The 24,848-nt window shown below is 70.9% G+C and carries 31 protein-coding genes and 1 tRNA gene; 13 read left to right on the top strand and 19 right to left on the bottom strand.

The annotated features are described in order from the left end of the window. The first annotated feature begins 23 nt into the window (after positions 1-23). Together AB0C12_RS10790 and AB0C12_RS10795 are read left to right on the top strand one after the other, a co-directional pair. A complete protein-coding gene (locus tag AB0C12_RS10790) occupies positions 24-365 on the top strand; it encodes a YciI family protein (RefSeq protein ID WP_360546404.1) in 342 nt (113 codons plus the stop codon). Then, positions 353-1,564, top strand: a complete 1,212-nt coding sequence (locus tag AB0C12_RS10795) for an RNA polymerase sigma factor (protein WP_360547118.1) — start codon at positions 353-355, stop codon at positions 1,562-1,564. Before AB0C12_RS10790 ends, AB0C12_RS10795 begins: the two co-directional genes overlap by 13 nt. Here AB0C12_RS10795 and AB0C12_RS10800 read toward each other — a convergent pair. Both AB0C12_RS10800 and AB0C12_RS10805 read right to left on the bottom strand, forming a co-directional pair. Continuing rightward, entirely contained in the window at positions 1,533-1,994 is a 462-nt protein-coding gene (locus tag AB0C12_RS10800) for a DUF427 domain-containing protein (protein ID WP_360546406.1), read from the bottom strand. The genes AB0C12_RS10795 and AB0C12_RS10800 overlap by 32 nt on opposite strands. A 4-nt stretch (positions 1,995-1,998) precedes the next feature. Further along, entirely contained in the window at positions 1,999-2,292 is a 294-nt protein-coding gene (locus AB0C12_RS10805) for a hypothetical protein (protein WP_360546408.1), read from the bottom strand. Between the two features lie 48 nt (positions 2,293-2,340). Between AB0C12_RS10805 and lipB the strand changes: the two genes are divergently transcribed. Next, positions 2,341-2,973, top strand: coding sequence for a lipoyl(octanoyl) transferase LipB (gene lipB / locus AB0C12_RS10810; RefSeq protein WP_360546410.1), 633 nt, complete (start codon positions 2,341-2,343; stop codon positions 2,971-2,973). Here the strand turns inward: lipB and AB0C12_RS10815 are convergent. The 3 genes from AB0C12_RS10815 to AB0C12_RS10825 are packed head-to-tail and all read right to left on the bottom strand — an operon-like array spanning position 2,942 to position 4,916. Then, positions 2,942-3,721, bottom strand: coding sequence for a TIGR02452 family protein (locus AB0C12_RS10815; RefSeq protein ID WP_360546412.1), 780 nt, complete (start codon positions 3,719-3,721; stop codon positions 2,942-2,944). The two genes, lipB and AB0C12_RS10815, sit on opposite strands and share 32 nt — an antisense overlap. A gap of 12 nt (positions 3,722-3,733) precedes the next feature. Then, positions 3,734-4,354 (bottom strand): hypothetical protein, encoded by a 621-nt coding sequence (locus tag AB0C12_RS10820; RefSeq protein WP_360546414.1) that lies wholly within the window; start codon positions 4,352-4,354, stop codon positions 3,734-3,736. Between the two features lie 10 nt (positions 4,355-4,364). After that, entirely contained in the window at positions 4,365-4,916 is a 552-nt protein-coding gene (locus AB0C12_RS10825; RefSeq protein WP_360546416.1) for an NAD(P)H-dependent oxidoreductase, read from the bottom strand. Positions 4,917-5,006: 90 nt separating this feature from the next. On the opposite strand from AB0C12_RS10825, the gene soxR (AB0C12_RS10830) reads away from it, so the two are divergent. Together soxR (AB0C12_RS10830) and AB0C12_RS10835 are read left to right on the top strand one after the other, a co-directional pair. Beyond that, positions 5,007-5,432: a redox-sensitive transcriptional activator SoxR gene (soxR, locus tag AB0C12_RS10830; protein WP_360546418.1), complete on the top strand. Its 426-nt coding sequence runs from the start codon at positions 5,007-5,009 to the stop codon at positions 5,430-5,432. Positions 5,433-5,786: 354 nt separating this feature from the next. Next, a complete protein-coding gene (locus AB0C12_RS10835; RefSeq protein ID WP_360546420.1) occupies positions 5,787-6,425 on the top strand; it encodes a hypothetical protein in 639 nt (212 codons plus the stop codon). A gap of 150 nt (positions 6,426-6,575) precedes the next feature. Here the strand turns inward: AB0C12_RS10835 and AB0C12_RS10840 are convergent, their stop codons facing one another. Together AB0C12_RS10840 and AB0C12_RS10845 are read right to left on the bottom strand one after the other, a co-directional pair. Next, positions 6,576-7,550: an NAD(P)H-quinone oxidoreductase gene (locus tag AB0C12_RS10840; RefSeq protein WP_360546422.1), complete on the bottom strand. Its 975-nt coding sequence runs from the start codon at positions 7,548-7,550 to the stop codon at positions 6,576-6,578. A 121-nt stretch (positions 7,551-7,671) separates the two neighbouring features. Further along, a complete protein-coding gene (locus AB0C12_RS10845) occupies positions 7,672-9,531 on the bottom strand; it encodes a ricin-type beta-trefoil lectin domain protein (RefSeq protein WP_360546426.1) in 1,860 nt (619 codons plus the stop codon). A 240-nt stretch (positions 9,532-9,771) separates the two neighbouring features. Between AB0C12_RS10845 and AB0C12_RS10850 the strand changes: the two genes are divergently transcribed. Continuing rightward, positions 9,772-9,859 (top strand) — tRNA-Ser (locus AB0C12_RS10850). A 67-nt stretch (positions 9,860-9,926) separates the two neighbouring features. Here AB0C12_RS10850 and AB0C12_RS10855 read toward each other — a convergent pair. From AB0C12_RS10855 to AB0C12_RS10865, 3 genes are all read right to left on the bottom strand, one after another. Continuing rightward, on the bottom strand, positions 9,927-10,529 hold the full coding sequence (locus tag AB0C12_RS10855) for a hypothetical protein (RefSeq protein ID WP_360546428.1): 603 nt from the start codon (positions 10,527-10,529) through the stop codon (positions 9,927-9,929). Next, a complete protein-coding gene (locus AB0C12_RS10860; protein ID WP_360546430.1) occupies positions 10,526-11,047 on the bottom strand; it encodes a SigE family RNA polymerase sigma factor in 522 nt (173 codons plus the stop codon). The genes AB0C12_RS10855 and AB0C12_RS10860 overlap by 4 nt, the downstream gene beginning before the upstream one ends. Before the next feature lie 80 nt (positions 11,048-11,127). Further along, entirely contained in the window at positions 11,128-11,598 is a 471-nt protein-coding gene (locus tag AB0C12_RS10865) for a hypothetical protein (RefSeq protein ID WP_360546432.1), read from the bottom strand. Positions 11,599-11,741: 143 nt separating this feature from the next. Here AB0C12_RS10865 and AB0C12_RS10870 point away from each other — a divergent pair, with 143 nt between their 5' ends. Both AB0C12_RS10870 and AB0C12_RS10875 read left to right on the top strand, forming a co-directional pair. Beyond that, entirely contained in the window at positions 11,742-12,065 is a 324-nt protein-coding gene (locus AB0C12_RS10870; RefSeq protein WP_360546434.1) for a hypothetical protein, read from the top strand. Continuing rightward, positions 12,066-12,635 carry a DinB family protein gene (locus AB0C12_RS10875; protein ID WP_360546436.1) on the top strand — a complete coding sequence of 190 codons (570 nt, stop codon included), beginning with the start codon at positions 12,066-12,068 and terminating at the stop codon, positions 12,633-12,635. Here AB0C12_RS10875 and AB0C12_RS10880 read toward each other — a convergent pair. Together AB0C12_RS10880 and soxR (AB0C12_RS10885) are read right to left on the bottom strand one after the other, a co-directional pair. Continuing rightward, complete coding sequence (locus AB0C12_RS10880) at positions 12,623-13,219, bottom strand: hypothetical protein (protein ID WP_360546438.1); 597 nt, start codon at positions 13,217-13,219, stop codon at positions 12,623-12,625. The genes AB0C12_RS10875 and AB0C12_RS10880 overlap by 13 nt on opposite strands. Positions 13,220-13,292: 73 nt before the next feature. After that, positions 13,293-13,742, bottom strand: a complete 450-nt coding sequence (soxR, locus tag AB0C12_RS10885) for a redox-sensitive transcriptional activator SoxR (protein ID WP_360546440.1) — start codon at positions 13,740-13,742, stop codon at positions 13,293-13,295. A gap of 39 nt (positions 13,743-13,781) precedes the next feature. On the opposite strand from soxR (AB0C12_RS10885), the gene AB0C12_RS10890 reads away from it, so the two are divergent. Both AB0C12_RS10890 and AB0C12_RS10895 read left to right on the top strand, forming a co-directional pair. Beyond that, entirely contained in the window at positions 13,782-14,462 is a 681-nt protein-coding gene (locus AB0C12_RS10890) for a transketolase (RefSeq protein WP_360546442.1), read from the top strand. A gap of 5 nt (positions 14,463-14,467) precedes the next feature. After that, complete coding sequence (locus tag AB0C12_RS10895) at positions 14,468-15,355, top strand: transketolase (RefSeq protein ID WP_360546444.1); 888 nt, start codon at positions 14,468-14,470, stop codon at positions 15,353-15,355. Here the strand turns inward: AB0C12_RS10895 and AB0C12_RS10900 are convergent. Both AB0C12_RS10900 and AB0C12_RS10905 read right to left on the bottom strand, forming a co-directional pair. Beyond that, positions 15,352-15,807: a hypothetical protein gene (locus tag AB0C12_RS10900; RefSeq protein ID WP_360546446.1), complete on the bottom strand. Its 456-nt coding sequence runs from the start codon at positions 15,805-15,807 to the stop codon at positions 15,352-15,354. The two genes, AB0C12_RS10895 and AB0C12_RS10900, sit on opposite strands and share 4 nt — an antisense overlap. A gap of 58 nt (positions 15,808-15,865) precedes the next feature. Continuing rightward, positions 15,866-16,996, bottom strand: a complete 1,131-nt coding sequence (locus AB0C12_RS10905; RefSeq protein WP_360546448.1) for an acetyl-CoA C-acyltransferase — start codon at positions 16,994-16,996, stop codon at positions 15,866-15,868. Between the two features lie 36 nt (positions 16,997-17,032). Between AB0C12_RS10905 and AB0C12_RS10910 the strand changes: the two genes are divergently transcribed. Then, the gene (locus AB0C12_RS10910; protein ID WP_360546450.1) at positions 17,033-17,455 is read left to right on the top strand and encodes a PH domain-containing protein; all 423 of its coding nucleotides are present in this window, start codon (positions 17,033-17,035) and stop codon (positions 17,453-17,455) included. Between the two features lie 91 nt (positions 17,456-17,546). After that, on the top strand, positions 17,547-18,257 hold the full coding sequence (locus tag AB0C12_RS10915; RefSeq protein ID WP_360546452.1) for a PASTA domain-containing protein: 711 nt from the start codon (positions 17,547-17,549) through the stop codon (positions 18,255-18,257). Here the strand turns inward: AB0C12_RS10915 and AB0C12_RS10920 are convergent. Together AB0C12_RS10920 and AB0C12_RS10925 are read right to left on the bottom strand one after the other, a co-directional pair. After that, positions 18,230-19,144 (bottom strand): rhomboid family intramembrane serine protease, encoded by a 915-nt coding sequence (locus AB0C12_RS10920; protein WP_360546454.1) that lies wholly within the window; start codon positions 19,142-19,144, stop codon positions 18,230-18,232. The genes AB0C12_RS10915 and AB0C12_RS10920 overlap by 28 nt on opposite strands. Positions 19,145-19,176: 32 nt before the next feature. Further along, complete coding sequence (locus AB0C12_RS10925) at positions 19,177-19,701, bottom strand: peptidylprolyl isomerase (protein WP_360546455.1); 525 nt, start codon at positions 19,699-19,701, stop codon at positions 19,177-19,179. A gap of 200 nt (positions 19,702-19,901) precedes the next feature. On the opposite strand from AB0C12_RS10925, the gene AB0C12_RS10930 reads away from it, so the two are divergent. Next, positions 19,902-20,633 carry a hypothetical protein gene (locus AB0C12_RS10930; RefSeq protein ID WP_360546457.1) on the top strand — a complete coding sequence of 244 codons (732 nt, stop codon included), beginning with the start codon at positions 19,902-19,904 and terminating at the stop codon, positions 20,631-20,633. A gap of 70 nt (positions 20,634-20,703) precedes the next feature. Here AB0C12_RS10930 and eccB read toward each other — a convergent pair whose 3' ends face one another. The 3 genes from eccB to AB0C12_RS10945 form a co-directional block, all read right to left on the bottom strand. Beyond that, the gene (gene eccB, locus AB0C12_RS10935; protein ID WP_360546459.1) at positions 20,704-22,173 is read right to left on the bottom strand and encodes a type VII secretion protein EccB; all 1,470 of its coding nucleotides are present in this window, start codon (positions 22,171-22,173) and stop codon (positions 20,704-20,706) included. 64 nt (positions 22,174-22,237) lie between these two features. Beyond that, positions 22,238-23,377, bottom strand: a complete 1,140-nt coding sequence (corA, locus tag AB0C12_RS10940; RefSeq protein ID WP_360546461.1) for a magnesium/cobalt transporter CorA — start codon at positions 23,375-23,377, stop codon at positions 22,238-22,240. Between the two features lie 310 nt (positions 23,378-23,687). Continuing rightward, positions 23,688-24,782 (bottom strand): PLP-dependent aminotransferase family protein, encoded by a 1,095-nt coding sequence (locus AB0C12_RS10945; protein ID WP_360546463.1) that lies wholly within the window; start codon positions 24,780-24,782, stop codon positions 23,688-23,690. Positions 24,783-24,848: the final 66 nt, after the last annotated feature.

The raw sequence follows: 24,848 nt of genomic DNA on the forward strand, positions 1-24,848 counted from the left end.
TCATCCATCGTGCGGAGGAAAACGTGAGGACATACCTGCTCAGCATCTATCAGCCGGACGGACCACCACCCGCGCCGGAGGTACTCGAACCGGTGATGGCCGAACTGGCGGCAATCGCCCAGGACATGCAGGACGCCGGCGCTTTCGTGTTCTCCGCCGGGTTGTGCCCGCCGAGCTCCGCCACGGTGATCCGGGCCCGCGACGGCGGTGTGCTGCTCACCGACGGGCCCTTCCTGGAGAGCAAGGAGTTCGTCGGCGGTTTCACCGTCATCACCGCCCCGGACCTGGACGCCGCCCTGCAGTGGGGCGAGCGGATGGCGGCGGCCACCACCCTGCCGGTGGAGGTGCGGCCATTTCAGAACTGACCGACGTCTTCCGGGCCGAGTACGGCCGCGCGGTCGCGGTCCTGACCCGGGTCCTCGGCGACCTCGACCTCGCCGAGGAGGCGGTGCAGGACGCGTTCACCGTGGCCAGTGCGAAGTGGCCGGCCGCGGGCGTGCCGCCGAGCCCGGCCGGGTGGATCATCACCACCGCCCGCCACCGGGCCGTCGACCGGCTGCGGCGCGAGTCCGTCCGGGCCGCGAAGGAGGCCGAGGCCGCGATGCTCGTCCCGTCGTCACCGGCCGAGGAGGAGACGGACCAGCTGCGGCTCATCTTCACCTGCTGCCATCCCGCGCTGGCCCAGCCGGCACAGGTCGCCCTGACGCTGCGGCTGCTCGGTGGGCTGAGCACCGCGGAGATCGCCCGGGCGTTCCTGGTGCCGGAGCCGACCATGGCCCAGCGCATCGTCCGGGCCAAGGGCAAGATCCGGGACGCGGGCATCCCGTACCGGGTGCCCGGCGACGCCGAGCTGCCGGGCCGGCTGCGGCCCGTCCTGGCCGTCCTCTACCTGATCTTCAATGAGGGGTACGCGGCCGCCACCGGCCCCACGCTGACCCGCGACGACCTGTGCACCGAAGCCGTCCGGCTGACCCGGCTGCTGACCCGGCTGATGCCCGCGGAGCCGGAGGTGCGGGGCCTGCTTGCGTTGCAGCTGCTCATTCTCGCCCGCCGGCCGGCCCGCACCACTGTGGACGGCGCGATGATCCGGCTCGCCGATCAGGACCGGTCACAGTGGCACCCGGCATTGATCGCCGAGGGGCAGCGGATCGTCCGCGAATGCGTACGTCAGGGACAGCCCGGGCCGTACCAGCTGCAAGCGGCGATCAATGCCGTGCACAGCGCCGCGCCGAGCGTGGCGGCGACCGACTGGCCCGCCGTCGTGCAGCTCTACGACCAGCTCCTGGCCCTCGCGCCCAGCCCGGTGGTGGCGCTGAACCGCGCGGTGGCGGTGGCCGAGGTTTCCGGTCCGGCGGCCGCGTTACCGCTGGTGGAGGCGCTTGACCTGGGTCAGTATCACTTGTTCCACGCGGTCCGAGCCGACCTGCTCAGACGGCTGGGCCGGGCCGAGGAGGCGGCGGCCGCCTACACCCGGGCAACCGAGCTGACCGGCAACGCCGCCGAGGTCGCCTTCCTGCGGCAGGCCCGGGAGCTCACCAGCCCCGCGTCCCCGGACCACCCTTGAACGGTCCGGCGATGTCCGAGGTGATCCACCCGCCGTAGAAGTCACCCTCCTGCGGGCGGACCAGCTCACCGTCGACCCGGCACTCGTCCACCCGGCTCGGATAGAAGGCGACCGCTCCGGCCAGCTCGGCGTACGCGGGTGACGGCCGCTCGTAGGACCAGGCGGCGTCGGCCACCCGGGTCTCGCCGACGACCAGGTCCCAGTAGCCGGCGGTGCCCTTGAACTCGCAGAACGAGCTGCCCCGGGCCCGTTCGAGGGTGCCGGGGGTAATGGCGTCGGCGGGCACGTAGTAGACCGGCGGGTGCGAGGTCTCCAGCACCCGCCAGCACTGGTCGCTGTCGACCAGAGTCACCCCGGCGTGTGCCACGGTGATGCGGGCGGCGCTGCGCTCGAGCCGCGGCGGGCGCGGGTAGTCCCAGACGGATTCCACGTCTTCACGGTACGTCGCTCACCTCGAGCACCCGGGTCGTCGGAGCCGCGTCACCCAGGGCGTCCCGCAATGCCAGCCGCTGCGGGTCGGCGAGCACAGCCTCCAAGCCGGCCCGGGACTCGAACGCCAGGATCTGCACCTCCGAACGGCCGTCCGCGGTGCGCAGCCGGCGTTCGACCGTGCCGCCGTACCGGGCGAGCAGGGCCAGCACCTCGTCCTCGTACCGGCTGCCGGCCTCGGCGTGCCCGGCGGCCATCTCGACCAGTGCCACGATCCGCAGGGGTCCCTGTTCCGTCATGCCGGCGAGTATCGCAGCGACGCCGTTCGGCGGCGCAGACTGGAGGACATGCAGCGATTGGATCTGGGTGAGGTGCCGTACCAGCAGGCGATGCAGTGGATGGCGACCTGGACGGCCGAACGCCGGGCCGGCACCGCACCGGACCGGTTGTTCCTGCTCAGCCACCCGGCCGTGATCACCTACGGGCACACGACCCCGCTGACCGACCTGCCCGGCGACCTGGCCCGGATCCCGGCCGTGCCGGCCGACCGCGGCGGCCACGCGACCTATCACGGTCCCGGCCAGCTGGTCGGCTACCTGGTCATCGACCTGCACGAACGCGGTCCGGGCGACGTCGTCCGGTGGCTGGAGAACAGCCTGATCGCGGCTCTGGCCGAGCTCGGCTTCCGCACGATCCGCCGGGACACGCCGAAGGGCTCGCCCAGCCTGGTCGGCGTGTGGACGCCGGACGGCCGCAAGCTGGTCTCGATCGGCATGCGCATCCGCGGCGGCGTGACCAGCCACGGCTTCGCCCTCAACATCGACCCGGACCTGTCGGTCTTCGACTCGTTCGTGGCGTGCAGCCTCGACGACGTGGCGATGACCTCACTGCGGCAGCTCTCGGCGACCGAGGGGGTGCCGATGCCCACCGAGGCGGAGGTCCGCGACGCTATCTTCCGGCAGCTGGAAAAGCAGCCGTGAACTCGTCCCGGTTCGGGCCCAGGACCGCGAAGACAACGTGCTCCATGGGGTGAGCCGTCAGCGCCGCGACGAAGGCGGCCGCCACCGTCGCGGGGTCGTTGCCGAAAACCCCGCAACCCCAGGCGCCCAGCACGATCCGGCGATGGCCGTGCGCGGCGGCGACGGCGAGGACCCGCCGCGCCCGGCGGCGCAGGATCGCGGGGACCTCGGCGACCAGCTCCGGCTGATTGCCCCGGAGGGCGGCGAGATTGGGCGCGGCCGCGGTGAGGAACGTGACCGGGTACGGCGGGAGCAGCGTCGCCTGGTCGTCCCGGAAGACCGGCACGCCCGGTGAGTAGATGACCCGATCGGTGTAGGTGAGCTCGGCCTGGGCCCGGTGGAACGCGTAGAACTCGCCGGCCGCGCGCAGGCACGGATACAGCGCCGAGCTGCGGGCAACGCTTTCCTCCTGGGCCTGGGCTCCGTTGAGGAAACCGCCGCCCGGGCTCCGGGCCGAGGCGAAGACCAGCGCCGCGACGTCACCACCGAGGCGTCGCGCGGCGGCCAGGGTGGACTCACCGGTGACCTCGACGCGCCCGGCCACCGCGGGCCCGCCCTCGGGGAGCTCGTCGGTGGGCAGGTAGAGCCGGGTGCCGGCGATCGCGGGCCCGGCGTCGACGCGCACCTCGGCGCCCTGCGGATCGCGGTACCAGCCCCGCTCGGCGATCTCCACGGTCTCGCGGGCGATGGCTTTCAGTCGTGCGCTCATGATGGGTTCAGGCTAGGCGGTCAGCGTTCGGTAGAGGTGGTAGCGGGTGACGCTCTGGTGGCGTACCCCCGGCATGGTCTGGACCTTGTCCCACAACGGCCCGGACGAGATCCCGCGGCCGGTGGCCGCCAGGGCTTTGCGATGCGCGTCGGCGCTGACCCATTCGGCGTAGTTGAGCACGTGCCGGCCGTCGGTGCTGACGTGGAAGAACGCGCCCAGCCCACCGGCGGGCAGGGCCGTGTCCTGGTCCAGGGCGGCAAAAACCGCGTCCACCCAGGTACGCGCGACCGCGTCGTCGTCCGTGTCGACCCGCACAGCAACCATCGCGCCCGGGGGCGTGCCTTCGTTTGACCTGCTGCCCCGGTACAGGTGATACGCGACGTGGTCCCGCCGGACCGGGCCGGCGGCGGCCTCATCCGTCCATTGTGCGTAGTCACGCAGCAGGTCGCCGTCCGCGTCGATGAACAACGAGTACGCCAGCAGCCCCTCCGGCCACGGAGCACTCCGCCGAGCGGCAATGACGGCATCCGCGGCCGCCACCAGCCGATCGGCGCTGCCCGCCGCCCACTCGCCGGACACCACGAAGCCGGCATCACCGCGGGCCGGGTCCGGGAACTCCTCGCCGATTCGCATGATCGCCACCTCAGGCCGTCACGTACGGGCGAGCCTGGTGGGCATCGCGCAGGGTGATGCCCCACCAGGTGAGGCGGTCCAGCAGCCGATGCGCGGCGGCGCCCGGCTCGCGCGGATCAAGGGGCCGGCCGTCCGGGCCGAAGCAGGACCGGCCGCCGTGGAAGCTGACGGTGTCGCGCACGGTGACGGCGTGCAGCTCGGCGAAGACCGGTCGCAGGTGCTCGACGGCGCGCAGCCCACCGGACAACCCGCCGTACGAGACGAAGCCGACGGGTTTGGCGTGCCACTCCCTTGAGTGGCTGTCGATCACGGCCTTGAGCGGCGCGGGATAGCTGTGGTTGTACTCGGGCGTGACGACCACGAACGCGTCGGCCGCCGCTAGCCGCGCGGTGACCGATCCGGCTCCGGCTCCGGCTCCGGCTCCGGCCAGGTCGATGATTTCGGCGTCCACGTCGGTGCGGCCGGCGGCCTCGCCGGCGAACCAGGCGGCGACGGTGGGCCCGAAGCGGCCTTCCCGGGTGCTGGCGACGATGACGGCGACGCGGAGCGGATGTGCTGACATGGGGTCCTCCTCGGTCGGTGCGGTGACGGCACCGACGCTAAAACCCCAACTAATGTTGAGGTCAAGCAGCGAGCTGGGAGGTGGCGTCGGATGGAGCTGACCGTCGGGGAACTGGCGGCCCGCAGCGGCGTCGCGGTGTCGGCTCTGCACTTCTTCGAACGCCAGGGCCTGATCAGCAGCCGGCGCACGGCCGGCAACCAGCGCCGGTACCGCCGCGACGCGCTGCGCCGGGTGGCGTTCATCCGGATCGCCCAGCGGGTCGGCATCCCACTGAAGGAAGTGGGGGCGATCCTGGCGCTGCTGCCGGACAACCGGACGCCGAACCGGGAGGACTGGGCCCGGGTGTCGCAGTGCTGGCAGGAGGAGCTCGACCAGCGGATGCGTCACCTGCAACAGCTGCGGGACGACTTCACGGGGTGCGTGGGCTGCGGGTGCATGTCGATCGACCGGTGCCCGTTGATCAACCCGGACGATGAGCTCGGGCGGGCGGGGCCGGGGCCGCGCCGGCTGCTGTGAGCGGGTGATTGCTTCAGGGGATCGGACCTGTCAAAATCGGACAAATCCCCCTGATGTTGGTGAGAGGTAGTCCCCCTGATGCGCCGTTCCGCCGTGCTTGCCGTTGTGACTGTTGTAGCTTCGGTGCTTCCTGGCCAGGCGCTGCCCGCCCAGGCCACGCCGGGGTCGGCGCATCAGAAGCTCGACGCGGCGCCGGCGGCCGTCCGTCAAAAGCTGGATGCGGCACGCGCCGCGGTGCACACGAACCCTGACGCGGCGGCAGTGCCGATGAGGCCCGATGCGGCGCCCGCGGAGGCCCGTCAGACGCTGGATGCGGCACGCGCCGCGGTGCACACAAACCGCGACGCGGCGGCGATGCCGATGACACCCGGTGCGGCGCCGGCGGCGGTGCGGATGACCTTTGATGCGGCGCCGGAGCCGGTGGCCAAGGGCGAGGCTGTCACCCTGGCCGGCCGGGTGTGGCGGACCGCGCGGGGCAACCAGGCCCGGGTCGACTTCTACTTCCACGCGAACGGGACGCCGGCGAACTCGTTCACGTATCAGGGCTTCGCGACGACCACGGACGCCGGGCACTTCAGCCACCGGGCCGTCGCGCAGACCACCGGCACGTGGAAGGCCGTCTACGCGGGCTCGACGAGCCGCCGGAACGCCGCCCGGCTGGACGCGGTGCAGGTCTTCCAGCGCCGCTCGCGGGAGATCGCCGGCTGGTCGCAGCAGACCGGTGCGTGGCAGAGCCCGACGATCCGGATTCCCACCCAGGACTACAAGGCGATCTTCTCGTGGACGTGCCCGCAGGAGGGATCGCCGTTCGTCCACCTGGCGTGGACCGGCCAGGGCGGCGGCTCCGAGTACGTCCACGGCGCCAAGCCGACCGGCACCCTGACCCTGAACGGCCACGCGGGTGCCCGCAACGGCTTCTTCAAGGTCAACACCTCGGCCGACTGCACCTGGCGGGTGCGCGTCTTCTCCGGCATCGCCGCCTTCCAGGTCTGAGCCCCCGCTGCCACCCTTCCCCGCCCGCACCCGCGCCGCCGGCAATCCGCACCGCGGCCTTCCAGGTCTGAGCCCCCGCTGCCACCCTTCCCCGCCCGCACCCGCGCCGCCGGCAACCCGCACCGCGGCCTTCCCAGGTCTGACCCCCGCTCAGGGGAGCAGCAGGATCTTGCCCAGGTGGTCGCTGCTCTCCATCAGGCGGTGGGCCGCCGCGGCCTCCGCCATCGGGAACGTCCGGTCGATGATCGGGCGGATCGCCCCCGCATCGACCAGCGGCCAGACCCGCTCCCGCACGCCTTTGACGATGCGGGCCTTGTCGGCGGCCGGTCGCGCCCGCAGGGTCGTTGCGGACACCGAGCCGCGCTTGGCCATCAGCGCACCCAGGTCGAGCTCGCCGCGCCGCCCGCCCTGCAGGCCGATGATCGCAATGCGGCCGTCCGGGGCCAGCGCGGCCACGTTCCGGTCCAGGTATTTCGCGCCGATGATGTCCAGGATGACGTCGACGCCCCGGCCGCCGGTGGCTTCCCGGGTCTCCGCAACGAAATCAGCCGACGTGTAGTCGATCACCAGGTCGGCGCCGAGGGCGCGCAGCTGCTCATGCTTGGCCTCGCGGGCAGTGACCAGCACCCGGGCGCCCAGGGCCTGGCCGAGCTGGATCGCGAAGGTGCCGATGCCGCCGCCCCCGCCGTGGATGAGCAACGTCTCGCCTTTGCGCAGCCGGGCGATGTCGACCACGTTCGACCAGACGGTGCAGGCGACCTCGGGCAGTGCCGCCGCCTCCTGCACGGACATCTGCTGCGGGATCGGCAGGAGCTGGCCCGCGGGCACCGCCACCTGCTCGGCATAGCCGCCGCCGGCCAGCAGCGCGCAGACGCGCTCACCCACGTGGTGGCCGGTCACGTCGGCGCCGATCGCGGTGATCACGCCGGAGCATTCGAGGCCGGGATAGGGCGGAGAGCCGGGCGGGGGCGGGTAGTGGCCCTGGCGCTGCATCACGTCGGCCCGGTTGACCGCCGCGGCCGTCACCTCGACGACCACCTCGCCGGCGGCCGGGGACGGGTCCGGCACCTCGGCCCAGACGAGAGCTTCGGGGCCGCCGGGGTCTTCGATCGTGATCGCGTGCATGGGTATCAGCTTGCCCGACACGTACGACAAAAACAGGAGAAGGCCCGCGGGTGGCACCCACCGCCACCCGCGGGCCTTCCGTCTCTTGGGGGTGCCCGCCTGGTACCCCCGATCGGGCGGCTTACGCCGGTACGGTCCACCTCTGATTGGCGGCGCCGGTGCACGCCCAGATCTGCAGCTTCGCCCCGTCGGCGGTGTTGTTGTCCTTGACATCGAGGCACTTGCCGGAAGCCGCGTTGACCAGCGAACCGTTGCTGACGGTCCACTTCTGGCTGGCCACCGTGCCGATGCAGTCCCAGAGATGCACCGCGGCGCCGTCGGCGGTTGAGTTGTTCGACACATCAAGGCACTTGCCGAGGCCGCGGACGGTGTTGTCGGAGCCGACGGTCCACGTCTGGTTGGGGCCACCGGTGCACGTCCAGAGCTGCGGCAGGTTGCCGTTGGCGGTCGAGCCTCCGGTCACGTCCAGGCACTTGCCGCCCAGACCCGAGATCGCACCGGTACGCGTGGCCGGCGGCGTACCCCCGCCCTGGGTCCCGCCCCAGGTGAAAGTCGCCGACGTCCGGGTCGGCAGGCTGTACACAAAGGACTGCCCGCCCCAATTGACCTTGACCGTCTGCGCACTGCCGCTGGTGTTGTACGCGATCAGCGCCTTGGACCCGTCCGGGTTCTTCCACGCCACGTTCTTGACGGTCGCGTTCGCGGTGGAGTCGATGCGCACCGCGCCGGGCTTCACGAACTTGGTCAGGTGACCCATCGTGTAGTACTCGATCGTGTAGTCGACCTGCCCGCTACGGCCGTCCCCGTTGTGCACGGTGACCAGGCCGGTGCAGGTGCCGCAGCCGCCGTTGTGCGGCCCCATGTTCTGGTCGACGGCGAGGCTCCACTTGGTCCACGACCGCGCCCAGTTGCGGGTGTAGTCGATGAGGTTGTTCATGTCCTCGGCCTGCTGGTTGCCGACCCAGGTGCCCCCGGAGTGCTCGGTGAAGTACTGGTTCATGGCCGGATACTGGTTGCGTACCGTGGTGGCCTTGCTCGGATCGCCGCCGTAACCGTGCCACCCGACGCCGCCGAAATTCGGGTGGTTGCGGATCGCGGCGTCATTGACCAGGGGTGCGCCCCAGGTGTCGTAATCGCTGTAGTTCCAGTCGTGCACCAGCAGCTTGGTGCTGAGCCCGGCAGCCTGCAGGGCCGGGAGCAGGTCGTTCTTGGCGAACGACTGCAGACCGGAAACGCTCCATTGCATGGAGGGATAGCCGGGACAGCAGCCGGGCTCGTTCTGCTCGGTGACGTAATTGACCGGTACGCCCTGAGCCGCGTACCCCTGGATGTACTTGACGAAGTACTGCGCGTACGCCTTGTAGTACTCGGCCTTGAGGTACCCCTGGTCGTAGTTGTTGTTGTCCTTCATCCACGAGGGCGCGGACCAGGGCGAGGCCATCACGACCAGGTTGGGATTGAGGCTGCGAGCCTGCTTGGTGAGGGCGAGCACGTCGACATCCCGGGCCAGCGTGAAGTCGTTGACGTCGCAGCAGGTCCCGTCGTACGAGTAGCTGGACCGGGCGAGGTCCGAGGAACCCATGACGTTGCGGGTGGCGCTGACCCCGATGCCGGCGGTGGGACTGAAAAGCTTGGTCATCACGTCGTTGCGCGTGGCTGCGGAAAGCGCGCCGCTGCCGTTGATGAGCCAGGCAGCGGTGTCGGTGAACGAGGCGCCGGCGCCTTCGAACTGCTGGTAGGTGGTGTTCTCGTTGACGGTGATCGTCTGGGTGGCGCTGCCGGTGCTGCCGGCGAAGGCGATCGGGGTCTGCTGCTGGAGGCCGCGGGCGACGGTGCGGCCGCCGCTGTCGCTGGTGGTGGTGGTGAGGTAGATGTTGACCTGCTCATTGGCGGCGAACGCGCTGGGGGCGAGCACGATGCCGGCGCCGGCCGCGAGTACTACGGCGGCGGCGAGCGCGGTCCTTCTTCCGGGGACGGGCATGGTGGGGGACTCCCTTGACCGAAGGTGGGGGGCCTGGCCGGGATAGGAAAGGCAGCGAACAATAAACATGCGGGTCGATGCCGTGTCAACCGCTGCCGCTCCACCTTGAGGGCAGGTTTGCGCAGCTCAGATGCCTGTTAAGAGAGTTAATATAAGTTTCGCTCAGGCGGCGGCGCGCAGGGCGGCCCGTCCCTTCCGTCCCCGCGCGCCTGGATCTGGCAGACTGAGTGCCGCCGTACGGGAGGGCTCGCCTAGTGGCCGATGGCGCCGGTCTTGAAAACCGGTGAGGCGTTCCGCGTCTCCGTGGGTTCGAATCCCACGCCCTCCGCTCAGCACTCGTCTCAGCCCCGGCCTCGGCCCGTCGATCTCGCCCGAGCCGATCCACGCATCGAGGCTCAGTCCTTGCTGCAGAACGGTGGGCTGCCGCTGGTGATGCCCAGCTCCGCGCACTGGTAGCCGCTGCCCTGGCTGTGATAGCGCCACCCCGTATCCGACCTGTAGCGGAACAGATAGACGCCGTCGCCCCGGCCTGGACCTTCCGGGGCGGCCGTGGCCCAGGTTCGCCAGCACTCCACGGTCGAGGCGGGGAAATGCCAGTTGTCCGGCAAGGCCTCGTCCGGCGGCAGGTCGCGGGCGATCCGCTCGAGCGATTTCGGCGAGGGACAGTCGGGGTACTGGGGGCGCTCACTGGTGGGGGTGGACTTCGGCACCTTCGATGAAGGCTCGGTGGTGCTGGGCACGGCCGAGGTGGGCGTGGTGCTGGACGGCGGCGTCGCGGTCGCGGCCGGGATCAGCGGTTGCTGGCGGCTGCCGATGAGGAAGGGTGCGGCGCCGGCGACGGCGAACACCACCACGGCCGCCGCGGCGCCGGTGGCGATGCGGTTACGTCGTTGTACCTGGCGTGACCGGTGCAGCGTGCGCTCGTACATGTCGGTGGTTCCGCCGTGCTCGGCCAAGTCGGACATGGCTCGACGCAGCGGGCCGAGGTTGTCGGTCATGACGCTTCCTCCATCTCGGCCGAGATCAGGGCGGGTGCCAGTTGCCGCATGCGGGCCAGCGCCTTGCTGGTCTGGCTCTTGATCGTGCCGACCGAGCAGTGCAGCAGTTCCGCGGTTTCGGCCTCGCTGCGATCCTCGAAGTACCGCAGCACCAGCACGGCTCGTTGCCGCCGGGTGAGCTGGGCCAGGACGTCGTGCAGGGCCAGTTTGAGATCGGTACGCCGGGCGTGGTCGCTGCCGGGCTGGACCACGTCGGCCAGCTCGCCCGGCAGCGACTCGGCCGGTCTGCGGCGTCGCCACCGGCTCACCTGCTGGTGGTACATGGCCGTGCGGGTGTAGGCCTCGAAGTGCCCGGGGTCGTCCAGCCGATGCCGGCCCCGATGGGTACGGGCCAGCGCCTCTTGGACGAGGTCTTCGGCGAGGTGCCGGTCACCGGTCAGCAGGAACGCCGTCCGCAGCAGCGCCGGTGACCGGGTTCGCACGAAGTCCGCGAACATCTCGTCTCTCGATTGCGACATGCTTGGCATCTGCTCCCCGTGCCGACTGTGCCGCCCACCGTAATCGGTCTGGATCATGACCGTGCCCCCGTCAGCTGGGGTCAGGAGGCGTCACAGAATGGTGCGTCCTCCTTGATGCCGAGGTCCTCGCAGTGGTAGCCACTGCCCTGGCTGTGGTACCGCCAGCCCGAGCCGGCCCGGTACTGGAACAGGTAGACGCCGTCGCCGGTGTTCGGGCCCTTCACGCCGGCCGTCGCCCAGTCCTTCCAGCACTTCACCTGAACGAAGTTCCAGTTCTCCGGGAGGGACTCGTTCGTCGGCACGCCCCGGTCCCGGGCCACCCGCTCCAGGGTCTTGGCCGGTGGGCACTCGACGCCGTTCGCCGCCTCGGTGGCAACGGGACCCGTCGGAGACTTGGTGTCCGGCACCTTCGTGGCCTCCGTGGTCGGGGCCGCTGTGGTCGGAGCCGTCGACGGCGGGGCCGCCGCGATCGGAGCGGGAGTGGAACCGCATGCGGTGAGTGCGAACAGGAGGCCGGCTACGGGCAGCAGCAGACGGTGGCGAGCAGACATGTCAGGTTCCCCCGGATGGTGTGATGAGCGCTTACATCCGGGCATACGCCAACCGCAGCTGCCGGGTTGCCGCCGATCGAGAACAATTTGCGGGGTCCACCCGTGGCCTTCCCTCCGGCTCGTCGTTGCGGCAAGCTGGCCGTATGGGTGAGGTGCTTCCGATGCCGACCGTCGGCGACGTCTTCCAGGATGTACGCGGCGACGACCGCACCATGCGGGTCAGCTACCACCAGGACCGCGGCGTCATGGTCGTGTCCCTCTGGGCCGGCCCGGTCTGCCGAGGCTCCTTCCGCCTGGCCGCCGAAGAGATCGGCCGCCTGGCTGCGCTCCTCTCCGACATCGTTTCTTCGACCGGCACCCCGGAAGAAGCCACCGTCGTCGCCGAGGCGAGTACGAGGACCGCCCCGTCTCCGGACCAGACCGGCGACGTGAGCATGAGCATCCTGCCGATCCCCCGGGTCGCCTGAGTGGACGCAGTCAAGGACACCCTGCTCGAAGAGCTCCAGTTCACCCGCCAGGCCCTGGTCTGGAAGCTCGACGGCCTCTCCGAATACGACATCCGCCGCCCGCTGACGGTAACCGGGACCAACCTCCTCGGCCTGGTCAAGCACATGGCCACCTGGGAGGCCCGCTACCTCGGTGAGATCTTCGGCCGGCCGTTCCCGGAGTCGCTGCCCCGGTGGCAGGACGCGGACGGCAGCGACCTGTGGGTGACCCCGGAGGAGACCCGGGACCAGGTCGTCGACTTCTACCGGCGCGCCTGCGACCACGCGGACAGCACAGTCAAGGAGCTGCCCCTCGACGCACCGGGGCACGTGCCGTGGTGGCCGCGGCCCAATGTGAAGCTGTTCGCGATCATCGTGCACGTGCTCAACGACACCACCCGGCACGCGGGCCATGCCGACATTCTGCGCGAGCAGCTCGACGGCCGGACCGGCGTGGCGGCGGGATATGCGGACCCGATCGACACGGCCGCCCGGGAGGACCACTGGGCGAAGGTTGAAGAGGCGGCCAAGGCAGTGGATCAGCGCACCTGAGGTCGAGCCTGGTCGGGATCCTCCAGCCTGACGGGTTGCCCGGCTGGGCGGGTGAACGCGCAGGTTCGCCGGATGCCGTAGACGTCTGTGAAGTCCGCTCGTGGCGTGAAGGTGGCTGCCCTCGCGTAGGCGTCGGCGGTGGAAGGCCACGGCATTTCGTAGGGGCGGAGGTCCCAGGCCAGCGAATCGGCCGCTCCGGCGACCAGCACCGGCCGGCGCACCACCTGATCAAGATCCGTCCGGCCGTCCTCCACCCGCTGCAGATGGCCGGCCACGTCTGTGATCGGCGCAGAGCCGTAGTTGCCGAGCATGACTCGATACTCGGTGAGGCCGAGCCGATCGCTTCCGACCAGCAGAACGTCGTGCAGGACGACCGCACGAGCCTGCGCGTCGCGCGCCGCCTCCTGCTCCTCGCGGAATCGCTTGTCCTCGTCGCGCCGGGTCTTGCGCTCCTCCTTCAGAGCTTTCGCCTGGTAGAAAAGGGCGAACGCGGTGATCAGCGCAGCGGCCGCGGCCGCCAGAGCGGCGACAGGGTCCGCCCAGGACGTCGACTCAGCAGCGACAATCTGCAATGAGACCATCACTCCCGGACAGTAGGCCCGCCCGCAATGTTGACGCCTCCGCCGGACGGCCGATATCAGCCGACTCGAGCCACCGTCAGGCCGGCGGATTAATGATCATTTGGGGGCCTGCGCCGCGGGCGGCCAGGCGGTCCTCCGGGTTGATCAGTTTGCAGCGGCTCAGGCTCAGGCACCCACACCCGATGCAGCCGGTCAGCTGATCGCGCAGCCGTTCCATCATCGCGATGCGCGCTTCCAGCTTGCGCCGCCATCTTGCCGACAGCCGGGCCCAGTCCGCCTTTGTCGGGGTGCGGTTCTCCGGTAGCTCCGCCAGCGCCTCCCGGATCTCGTCCAGGGACACCCCCACCTGCTGGGCGATCCGGATGAAGGCGATCCGGCGCAGCTCGTGCCGCTCGTACCGGCGCTGGTTGCCGCCCGTGCGCGTCGACCGGATGAGGCCTTCGCGTTCGTAGTAGCGCAGCGCCGACTGGGCCACGCCGCTGCGAGCGGCCATGTCGCCGATGGTGAGGAGCTCCACTGCCGACATCCTTGAGTTGAAGTGAACTTTAACTTGCAGAGTGAGCCTATGACTACGACAGCGGTAAATCCAGATCTGCTGGGCACTCTGCTGACCCGGCTGACCGGTGACGAGAAGCACGCACCCAGCGCGTACTCGACGCTTGATGTGCTCTGGGTGCTCTACGACCGCGTCCTGCGGGTCACGCCCGAGACCGTGGAAGCGCCGGACCGGGACCGGTTTCTGCTCTCCAAGGGGCACGGGCCCGCCGGCTACTACGCCGTGCTCGCCGCGAAGGGGTTCATTCCCGTCGACTGGCTCGATGATCTCGGCGGGCCGCGGAGCCCGCTCGGCCACCACCCCGACCGGGTGCTGATCCCGGGCGTGGAGATCGGCACCGGCTCGCTGGGGCACGGGCTCGGGCTCGGCGTCGGCACCGCCCTGGGCCTGCGGGCGCAGGGATTCGACGCCCGGACGTTCGTGCTGCTCGGCGACGCCGAGCTCGACGAGGGTGCCAACCATGAGGCGATCGCGTACGCGGCCGCCGCCCGGCTGGACAAGCTCACCGCGATCGTCATCGACAACCAGTCGTCCACCCACGGCTGGCCCGGCGGCATCGCCGGCCGGTTCCCGGGCTGGACCGCCTCCACTGTGGATGGCCGGGACCACGAGGCCATCGAGATCGCCCTGCGGCAGCGCGACCGCGACCGTCCGCACGTCGTCGTGGCCGCCGTCGAGAAGAAAGGCTGAGGATCATGCGTGACACCTTCGTCGCCACCACCACCGCGCTGCTCGAGGAGGACCCGCGGACCGCCGTCGTCATCGCCGACATCTCCGGCGACGCGTTCGCGCCGGCTCAGCGCCGGCATCCCGACCGGGTGCTCAACGTCGGCATCCGCGAGCAGCTCATGGCCGGGGTCGCCGGTGGGCTCGCACTGACCGGGCTGCGACCGTACGTGCACTCGTACGCACCCTTCGTCATCGACCGGGCGTACGAGCAGATCAAGCTGGACCTGGGCCACCAGGATGTCGGCGCCGTCCTGGTCAGCATCGGTGCCTCGTACGACGCGTCCAGCGCGGGTTACACCCACCAGTCACCCGGCGACGTCGCCCTGCTGGACACTCTCGAGGGCTGGACCGTGCACGTGCCCGGCCACCCGAACGAGGTGCCTGCCCTGCTGCGGGCGGCCGCGCGCAACGATGACCGGATCTACGTGCGGCTCTCGACCCAGCAGAACAGCCGGGCGTACGCGCCCACGGACAAGTTGCAGGTCGTGCGGCAGGGCTGGGCCGGCGCGCCGGTGGTGCTGGCGATCGGGCCGATGCTCGATCCGGTGCTCGCCGCCACCGCTGACCTGGACGTCACGGTCGCGTACACGCTCACGCCGCGGCCGCTCGACGACCGGGGTCTGCGGGAGCTGGTCAGCCGCGAGGTGGTCGTGGTGGAGCCCTACCTGGCCGGCACGTCGAGCCGGCTGGTGGCGGCGGCGCTGTCCGACGTACCCCATCGCAGTTTGCATCTCGGGGTGGGCCGCGCGGAGCAGCGGCGATATGGCACCCCCGCCGACCATGCGCGCTGGCACGGCCTGGACCCAGCCGGTCTGCGCGCGTCGATCAGCGCGTTCCTGCGGGCCGGCAGTTAGGCGGCGACGGTGGCCGGGAACGCAGGTGTGCGGCGCTCGCGGAACACGTGCTTGAGCAGCGTGTCGACGTGCCACACCTGCGCCGGCTCGGCCAGGCGCATCCGGAAGCGCTCGCGCACCCCGTCCACCGCGGTCGCCGCGACGTCCACGACGGACGTGCGCAGGTCGGGGTTCCAGGTGACGTCACTCAGGTGCCGCAGGTTGGCGTTCAGGTGCAGCCGCAGCCGGTGCAGCACCCGGGTCTCCTGGATCACGACCATCCGGCGGTACGTGAGCAGCAGCAGGAAGTCCCCGGCCAGCGGCCGGTCCGGACTCACACACCTGGTGACCAGCACCGTGGCGTCGTCGGGCTCCACACAGCGGCGGAAGATGGGCATGTGCCGGCTCACGGTGGGGATCGCAACCCCGGCTTCGGCGGCGGCGGGAAGGAACGTACGGGAGAACACGTCCATGTGCCGTTTAACGGCCGCGGAACGGGGAAGCAGCGGGGAACACCCGATGAATATCGAATTACAGAAGTTCGAGCACCGTGGCGTTGGCCATTCCGCCGCCCTCGCACATCGTCTGCAGGCCGTAGCGGACCTTCGTCTGTCGCATGTGGTGGATCATCGTTGTCATGATCCGGGCCCCGGAGGCGCCGAGCGGATGGCCCAGGGCGATCGCCCCGCCGCGCGGGTTGAGGCGGGACGGATCGCCGCCGGTCTCCGCCAGCCAGGCCAGCGGTACGGGCGCGAACGCCTCGTTCACCTCGTACACGCCGATGTCGTCCAGGGTGAGACCCGCCTTGGCCAGCGCCTTCGCGGTGGCCGGGAGCGGCGCGGTCAGCATGATCACCGGATCGGCCGCTGCCACCACCGCCGTGTGCACGCGGGCGAGCGGCCGCAGGCCGTGCGCCGCCGCCCAGCGTGAGCTGGTGACGGCCAGGGCGGCCGCGCCGTCGGAGATCTGCGACGCGGAGCCGGCGGTGACCACGCCGTCGGCCTTGAACGGCGTCTTGAGCGCGCCCAGCTTTTCCAGCGTGGTGTCGCGCCGGATGCCCTCGTCGCGGGTGACGTCACCGACCGCGACCACCTCCGCGTCGAACTCGCCGGCGTCCTGAGCCTTCGCCGCCGCGTCGTGGCTGGCCAGCGCGTACTCGTCCAGCTGCTGCCGGGACAGGCCCCACCGCTCGGCCATCATCTCGGCGCCGACGCCCTGGTTGAAGACGGTCGTGCCGTAACGCTCGGCCACGGCTGAGCCGTACGGGTCGGCGCCGGCCGCGCTGGAGCCCATCGGCACCCGGCTCATCGACTCGACGCCGCCGGCCACCACCAGGTCGGCCTGCCCGGACAGCACGGTCGCCGCCGCGAAGTGCAGCGCCTGCTGGCTGGAGCCGCACTGCCGGTCCATCGTCGTGGCCGGCACCGACTCGGGCCAGCCGGCCGCCAGCACGGCGTTGCGGCCGACGTTCCACGACTGCTCGCCGACCTGGGACACACAGCCCCACATCACGTCCTCGACGTCCGCCGGGTCGATGCCGGTGCGCTCGGCCAGCGCCCGCAGCACCACCGCTGACAGGTCGACCGGATGCACCTGCGCCAGTCCGCCGTTGCGACGTCCCACCGGAGTGCGTACCGCCCCCACGATCACCGCGTCTCGCATACTGCCGACGGTACGCCGGGCTGCCATAGTGGTTCCATGTCGCCTCTTCAGTGGCGGGTGCGGCCCGTCCTGCCGATCGCCAAACTGCTCGGCGCGGTGGCCCTGGTGGTGCTGGTCGTGGCGTTCGGCCGCGAGGACCCGGTGCAGTGGTTCATCGCGGGGGTGGTCGCCGCCGCGCTGACCGGCTGGGCGGTCCGGGACCTGATCGCGCCGGTCCGGCTCAGCGCGGACACGAGCGGGGTGACCATGGTGGTCGGCTTCGTCCGGCGCCGGCACGTGGCCTGGCCGCAGATCGAACGCGTACGGGTGGACCGCCGCGAGCGGATGGGCCTGCGCAACCGGCTGCTGGAGATCGACGCGGGCGACAGCCTGCACCTGTTCAGCCTGCACGAGCTGGGCACGGACCCCGAAGAGGTCGCCGAGTCCCTCAACGCCCTGCGGGCCAACGCCCCGCTCTAGGGTAATTGCGGGGATCTGTCCCCACCCGGCCGGTACGGCGGCGATGATCGTCTCTGGTGGTCATCGCCCGTATCTGTGCTGAGGAAACCGCATGCGTTTCACCCTTCCGTCCCGGCGACCCGTCATGCCCCGGCCCCGGCCGCCGTTACCGCCGGCCGAACCGATCGACGTGCCCGGTGAGCTGCCGCAACCGGCGAGCCGGTTGCCGTGGCGCTCTCCCCGCTGGGCTCGTCCGTTCACTCCGCCGATCCTGGTCGGAGCTCGCTGGTCGGACCGCCGCCGGGGTCTGACCGGGATCGCGGCGGCGGGCGCAGCGATGGTGCTGCTGTGCTTCGGCGTCGGGTGGGTCACGAACGCCGATCAGGTGCGGCTGGGCCGGGGTTCCGGAGCGGTCAGCACCGGATGGACGGCAACCGGCCAGGCGGAGAAGGCCGCGGACGACAGAGCCACCGCGCGGCAGGCCGCGGACGACAAGGCCGCGGCTGCAAAGGTGCTGGCCGCGAAGGTCGCCGATGCCCGGGCCGCAGCCGCGAGGAGGGCGGCCGATCGGGCCCGGGCTCGCGAGGAGGTCGCCATGCCCGCTCTCGTTGGTCTCGGGGTGGCCGGTGCGCTGGACGTGGCGGCCCGCGCCGGCCTGACCGACGTCTCGGTGTGCCGCCCGCCGGCCGGCGAGGCTCCGGCCCGGCGGTCGGAATGGCGGGTCACCGGTCAGGACGTGGCCGCCGGGACCCGGATCAGCGCCGACCGGCGGGTCTGTCTGACCGTTACCGGACGTCAGCTCATCAAGGACAGCGTCCGGTAGACAGCCAGCGCCAGCAGGATCACCAGGATCGCCGCGCAGCCGACCCCTTGGACCAGGTTGCGTTTCTCCTTGGGCGCGTACGCCAGCACAGCCGCCGTCGCCGCGCCGACGACCAGTCCGCCGAGGTGTCCCGCGACCGAGATGTTCGAGATGACGAAGGTGAAGACGACGTTGATGACGATCACCGGCAGGATCGGCGCCACGCTCAGATTCAGGCGCTTGAGCAGCACGAAGATGCCAGACATCAGGCCGAAGACGGCCGTCGACGCGCCCGCGGTCATGGAGTTCGGCGCGGAGAGCAGATAGGCCGCCACGTTGCCACCGAGGCCGGCCAGCAGGTAGAGCCCCACGAAGCGGGCCGGGCCGAGCACCCGTTCGATGTCGCGCCCGAGGAACCACAGGGCGTACATGTTCATCAGCAGGTGCAGCACGCCGTAGTGCAGGAACATTGCGGTGAACAGGCGATACCACTCGCCGTGGGCGATGCCGTGCGGGACCACGTCGCCGGCCGGGCCGTACACGGCGGAGCCGAGCACCGCGCCCCACTCGGTGAGCGGGGTACTGCCGCCCAGCAGGCCGCCCCAGCCGCCGCCGGCGATCGCGTTCGCACCGCCGCTCAGGATGGAGACCAGCATCACGACGACGTTGACGCCGATGAGGACCTTGGTGGTCGTGCCGGCACGGCCGGCCACGCTGCCGCCGAAGGCGGTGCGGGCCGGCCGCTGCGTGCGCCTGCCCTGGGCAACGCACTCCGGGCACTGGTGGCCGACCGAGGCCTCGTTCATGCAGTCCGGGCAGATCGGCCGCTCGCAGCGGGTGCAACGGACGTAGGTCTCTTTCGACGGGTGTCGGTAGCAGACCGGCGCCGTCACCGGAGACTCACTCATACCCACAACGGTACCCGGACGGGGTAACGGAACTACGCGCGCTCGATCTCCACGCGCTCCACCACGACGTCCTCGCGCGGACGGTCGCCCGGACCGGTCGGCGTGGTGGCGATCGAGTCGACGACCTTGGCCGACTGCTCGTCGGCGACCTGGCCGAAGATCGTGTGCCGGCGGTTGAGGTGCGGGGTGGCGCCGACGGTGATGAAGAACTGCGAGCCGTTCGTGCCCGGGCCGGCGTTCGCCATGGCGAGCAGGTAGGGCCGGTCGAACTGCAGCTCCGGGTGGAACTCGTCGGCGAACTGGAAGCCCGGGCCGCCGCGGCCGGTGCCGGTCGGGTCACCGAGCTGGATCATGAAGCCGGCGATGACGCGGTGCGAGATCGTCCCGTCGTAGTACGGGCCGCTGCCCTTCTGGCCGGTCCGCGGGTCGACGTAGTCCTTGGTGCCTTCCGCGAGCTCCACGAAGTTGCGCACGGTCGCCGGCGCGTGGTCCGGGAAGAGCTGGAGCCGGATCGGGCCGTGATTGGTGTGCAGGGTGGCGTAAAGAGTCTCGGCCACGGGTACTCCCATCAGTGTCGCGGTCGCCGGTCGCTAGGTGGAGGACCGGCGCTGGACAGTTCTTTGCAGTTCGGATCCTCCCCCATGTGTCTGATCCGGCAACGCGGGGGTACCCAAGAAGGCAACATGACGTGGGAGAGAACCACAGGAGGTGGGCACTGGTGTTCGCAACGATGCGACGGAAGAACCGCAGCGCAAAGATGAAGAGCGAGCTCGGTCAGAGCGTTGATCACTTCAAGCGTGCGGCATCGCTCGCCGCTCAGGAGACCAGCGCGACCGTGGGTCCCCGTTTCTATGCCGCCCGCGACCGCGTGCAGCCGACGGCCACCAAGGCCAAGGATGCCGCGTCGAGCAGCTGGGGCAGCGCCGTGGCGACGCTGACCCCGTTGGTCACCGCCGCGACCGAGAAGGCACAGCAGGTGAGCAAGACCACGGCCAAGGCCAGCAAGAAGGACCTCAAGGCCAGCAAGAAGGACGCGAAGAAGAACGCCAAGAAGCTGCAGAAGCGGGCCGACAAGACGCTGGGCCGCAAGCAGAAGAGCCGTACGGGCAGCAAGCTCGGCGGTCTGCTGCTGGCCGGCGCCGCGGTGGGTGCCGCGGGTGCCTACGTGCTGCGCAAGCGCCGTCAGGAGCAGTGGGACGAGTACGACCCGAGCCCCGCGACGACTCGGATCACCAGCACCGACGAGGCCCTGGCCAAGCCGGCCGACCTGTCCGGTCCGTCGGGCTTCGTCACGCCGAAGGGTGAGACCGGCCCGGTCGTCGGGGCGGTCGGCTCGGACCCGGCCAAGGGCGTCGACCCGGCGGTCGGTGCCGGCACGGCGGAGCCGGCCATCGAGCTCGTGGACGCCGACCCGGTCGACCAGACCCAGTCGGCGCAGCACAGCCCGAAGGTGGCCCGGCTGGCCAGCGGCGGCCAGAAGAAGAACTGACCCCCGGTAACGCAGATCGTGCAGGCGGGTGGGCGCTCCGAACGGAGCCGTCCGCCCGCCTCGCTGCGTCTCAGCCCTCGGTGGAGTCGCCCTGGCGAGCGCGCACCGGGTCGAGCGCCGGTCCCTGGGGCAGCAACGAGACGAGCTGGCCCGGGATCGGGGCAGGCTCGACACCGGCGTAGCCGAGGCGGGGCAGCACGTCCCGGTTGGCGACCGGATAGCGGCGGCCGGTGTCCGTCACGATGCTGACCGTGCCGCTGCCGGCCGGCGCCGTGGGTGAGGCGGCGGCCACGACCAGCGCGCCCTTGCCCCGCGGCACGTGCACCAGGTCGGCCTGCACGCCACCGGCGACGGCCGGCGCGCCGGCGACCGGGCTGCCGTTCGGGGCTGTCGGGCCGATCCGGATGCTCAGCACGCCCTGGCCGGCGTCACCCTTGGCGTCCTCGCCGTCGTAGCTGAGGCATACCTGCTCCGGGCCGTTGAGCAGCACCGGGACCGCCGGCGGCAGGCCCGCGGCGGCGGCCTCGCCGATCAGCTGGATCCGCGAGTGCGGCAGGCTGCTGTACAGATTGAGGTCCATGTCCTGGCGGTCGTACGCCTCCGGGTCGACCTGCAGCAGCCGCGCCTGCACGTCGGTGATGTCGGCCACGCCGTCGCCCAGCACGACTCCCCACTTGTCCGTGCCGCTGGCGTCGCCCCGGATGCGCAGCAGCTGGCCGATCTCGAAGTCGTCGATCGCCGGCGACGGGTCACCGAGGTCCCGGATCCCGGGCGGCTTGAGGTCCGGCCCGATCGGCACCGCGTTGATCCAGGCCGCCGCCACCGGCAGCGGCTGCTGGGTCCAGCCCAGGAAGGACTGGGTGCGCTGGAGCCGGCCGGCCGGGATCAGGAACCGCTTGTTGTTGTAGACCAGATAGGTGCGCCCGGACGGGTCGACGACCAGGAGGCCGCGCAGGTCGGCGGCGGGGGTGTCGGCCCGGGGCACGGGCAGCACGGTGCCGTCGGTGAGCCGGTCGCCGACAACCAGCAGGCTCTGCGCCGGGGTGCCCGAACCGGAGTCGGCCGGCGTCCGCGAGCAGACCGTCCACACCCGCTTCACCATCCCGCCCTTGGCCGCCGGCAGCGAGTCGGGGGCGTCCGGGATGCCGAGCGGGTCGCCCAGCGGCACCTTGGCCAGGCTCTGCGACGAGGCGTCGACCATCTTGGGCTCGGTCGCGTTGGCGATCAGCAGGGCCGAGCTGTAGTTGAGCACCGGGTGCATCCGGTCGTCGGACTTGAGGTAGACGAAGCGGGCGCCCGAGCCCTTCTCCAGGAAGACCACCGCCTCGTTGCGCGGCTCGACCGAGCTGCGCCCCTTGAGCAGGCCGTAGACGGCGGCGCCACCGACGGCCAGCGAGGCGACGACCAGGCTGATCAGGGCGGCGCTGCCGGCCCGGCGCAGCGGCGAGCGGTGCGGATCGGGGTCGTGGGTGACCAGCGCGGCCACCACCCGCTGCTGCGAGTACTGGTACGAGTGCAGCTGATCCTGGCGTGACGGCACGCGGCTTCCCTCCCCAGGGCGACCCCGTCACTGTAAAGGGCGGCCGGGTGCGGTGGGGGGCGGGTCAGAGCCAGCCGTTGCGGCGGAACGCCCGGTAGAGCAGCACGGAGATGGCCAGCATCAACGTGACCAGCGCCGGGTAGCTGTACTGCCAGCCGAGTTCGGGCATGTGCTCGAAGTTCATGCCGTACACGCCGGCGATCGCGGTCCAGACCGTCGCGATGCCGGCCCAGGCGGCGATCTTGCGCATGTCGTTGTTCTGGTCGACCGTGACCTGGGCCAGCCGCGCCTGCAGGATCGAGTTCAACAGGTCGTCGTACGAGGACACCTGCTCGACCGTACGGGTCAGGTGGTCCTGCACGTCGCGGAAGTAACGCCGGATCTCCTTGGGCACCTGCCGGCTCTGCGGCGAGGTGATCGTGGCCAGTGGCCGCTGCAGCGGCACCACGGCCCGGCGGAACTCCACGATCTCGCGCTTCATCTGGTAGATCTGCTGCACCGGGCTGCCGCTGTCGCGGGAGAAGGCGCCCTCCTCGATGATGTCGAGATCGGCCTCCACCTGGTCGGCCACCTCGATGTACGCGTCCACCACCCGGTCGGTCACCGCGTACGCGACCGCCCACGGCCCCTGCGCGAGCAGCTCGCCCCGGGCCTCCATGTCGGCCCGCACGGGCGCCAGCCGGGAGGCGTCGCCGTGCCGGACCGTGATGACGAAGCGCTCACCGACGAAGATCATCATCTGCCCGGTCTCGACCACCTGGGAGGTCTCGGTCAGCTCGCCGTGCGGCACGTAGCGCGCGGTGCGCAGCACCAGGAAGTGCACCGAGTTGAACTGCTCCAGCTTGGGCCGCTGCTCCGCCTTGACCGCGTCCTCCACGGCGAGCTCGTGCAGGTCGTACGTGCGGGCGATGGCGGCCATCTCCGCGGCGGTGGGCTCGTGCAGGCCGAGCCAGACGAAGGCGTTCTCGCGGCTGCACGCCTCGCGCAGCGCCTCGTCCGGGGTGAAGTCGCCGGACTCGCGCTTGCCGTCGACGTAGACGCCGCAGTCCACCACCGCGGTGCCGTGGAAGGGCTCGCCCGGTTCGGCCGGCCGGCCGTCGTCCGCGCCGAGGAACCGGTTCATCGCCCGGACCGGGGCAGTCCAGGCCCGGGACAGTGACCGGTTGACGCCGGTGGTCCGGTTGCGGTGCACGTCGTCGCTCATGGCTGCCTCCCCCAGGGGTGATGTCGGCCGGCCTCGCGGTGAGGCCTGCACGAGGCTACGCCCGTTACCTTGCCCGGCCGGGCCACCCGCATGCCGGTCGGCCGGGTGGCGCCGGACGGACCGGCCGCATTTCGGGGGGTGAAGGTGCGATCGGCCCGCCCGGCGCCGGGGGGCGGGGGTGGGTGTCGACGCACCGGGCCGCATGGTCATGCAGCCGGTGCAGCAGCATTGTGAGCCGAACGCCGGTCCCGGGGAAACCCGGGACCGGCGTCTGAGGCGCAGTGTCGGAAACCCGACAGTCAGGCAGGTATCAGGCGGAGACCTCGGCGATGGCCGCCGCGAGCCGGCGGACACCCTCGTCGATCTGGTCGACGGTGACCGCGGAGAAGGCCAGCCGCACCGACGACTTACCGCCGTCGAGCAGGAAGTCGCTGCCCTTCACCACGGCGACACCCTTCTTCATGGCCGCCGGGAACAGCTTGTCCACGTCCACCGAGGACGGCAGGTCCACCCAGAGGAAGTAGCCGCCGTCCGGCTCGGTGAAGGTGGCGCCGGGGATGTGCTCGCGCAGCGAGGCGGCGAGGACCCGGGCCCGCTCGGCGAGCGCCGTGCTGACCGTCTGCACCGACCGCTCGATGTCGCCGGAGACGCAGAACTGGTGCACGATCGCCTCGGACACCATGCCGGGCGAGATGTAGAGGTTGGTGGCCTTCTTGGCGATGGCGTCGATCAGGGCGGCCGGGCCGACCAGATAGCCGACGCGCACACCCGGGCACACCGTCTTGGTGAAGCTGGAGGCGTGCACGACCACGTTCTCGGTGTCCATCGACAGCATCGACGGCAGGGCCTCGCCGCGGAAGCGGATGTCCACGTACGGGTCGTCCTCGAAGATCGTGAAGCCGTACTCGACCGCCAGGCTCAGCAGCGCCCGCCGCTTCTCCAGCGAAAGCGTGACACCGGCCGGGTTCTGGTAGTTCGGGATGATGTGCGCGAGCTTCGGGCGCAGGCCCGCCTCGAGCATCCCCTTGAGCTCGGCGACGTCGATGCCGTCCGGCTCGATCGTCACCTGGTGCACCTTGCCGCCCAGGTTCTGCAGGTTCAGCAGGGTGCGGTCGTAGGTCGGCTTCTCCACGATCACGTCGTCGCCGGCCTTGACCAGGTGGTTGAAGAGGAACGCGTCGGCCTGCAGCGAACCGTTCGTCACGATGACCTGGTCCGCGTCGACGCCGTGCTTCTCGGCGATCCACTTGCGCAGCGGGACGTAACCGACGGAGGTGCCGTAGGCGGTCACCCCGGCCGGATCGGCGTCGAAGGCCCGGGCGGCGGCGGCCTTGAGGCCCTGCACGTCGATGATGTCCAGGGACGGAGCCCCTCTTGCGAACGAGATCAGCTGCTCAGCGGTCATGCCCCAAGCTTACGAGCAGGCTCTATGGCATTTTTCGTGTGTCCCCCGGCCCCGCTGTCCGGCGGC

The sequence above is a fragment of the Actinoplanes sp. NPDC048967 genome (genome assembly GCF_040649415.1).
Lineage (GTDB): Bacteria > Actinomycetota > Actinomycetes > Mycobacteriales > Micromonosporaceae > Actinoplanes.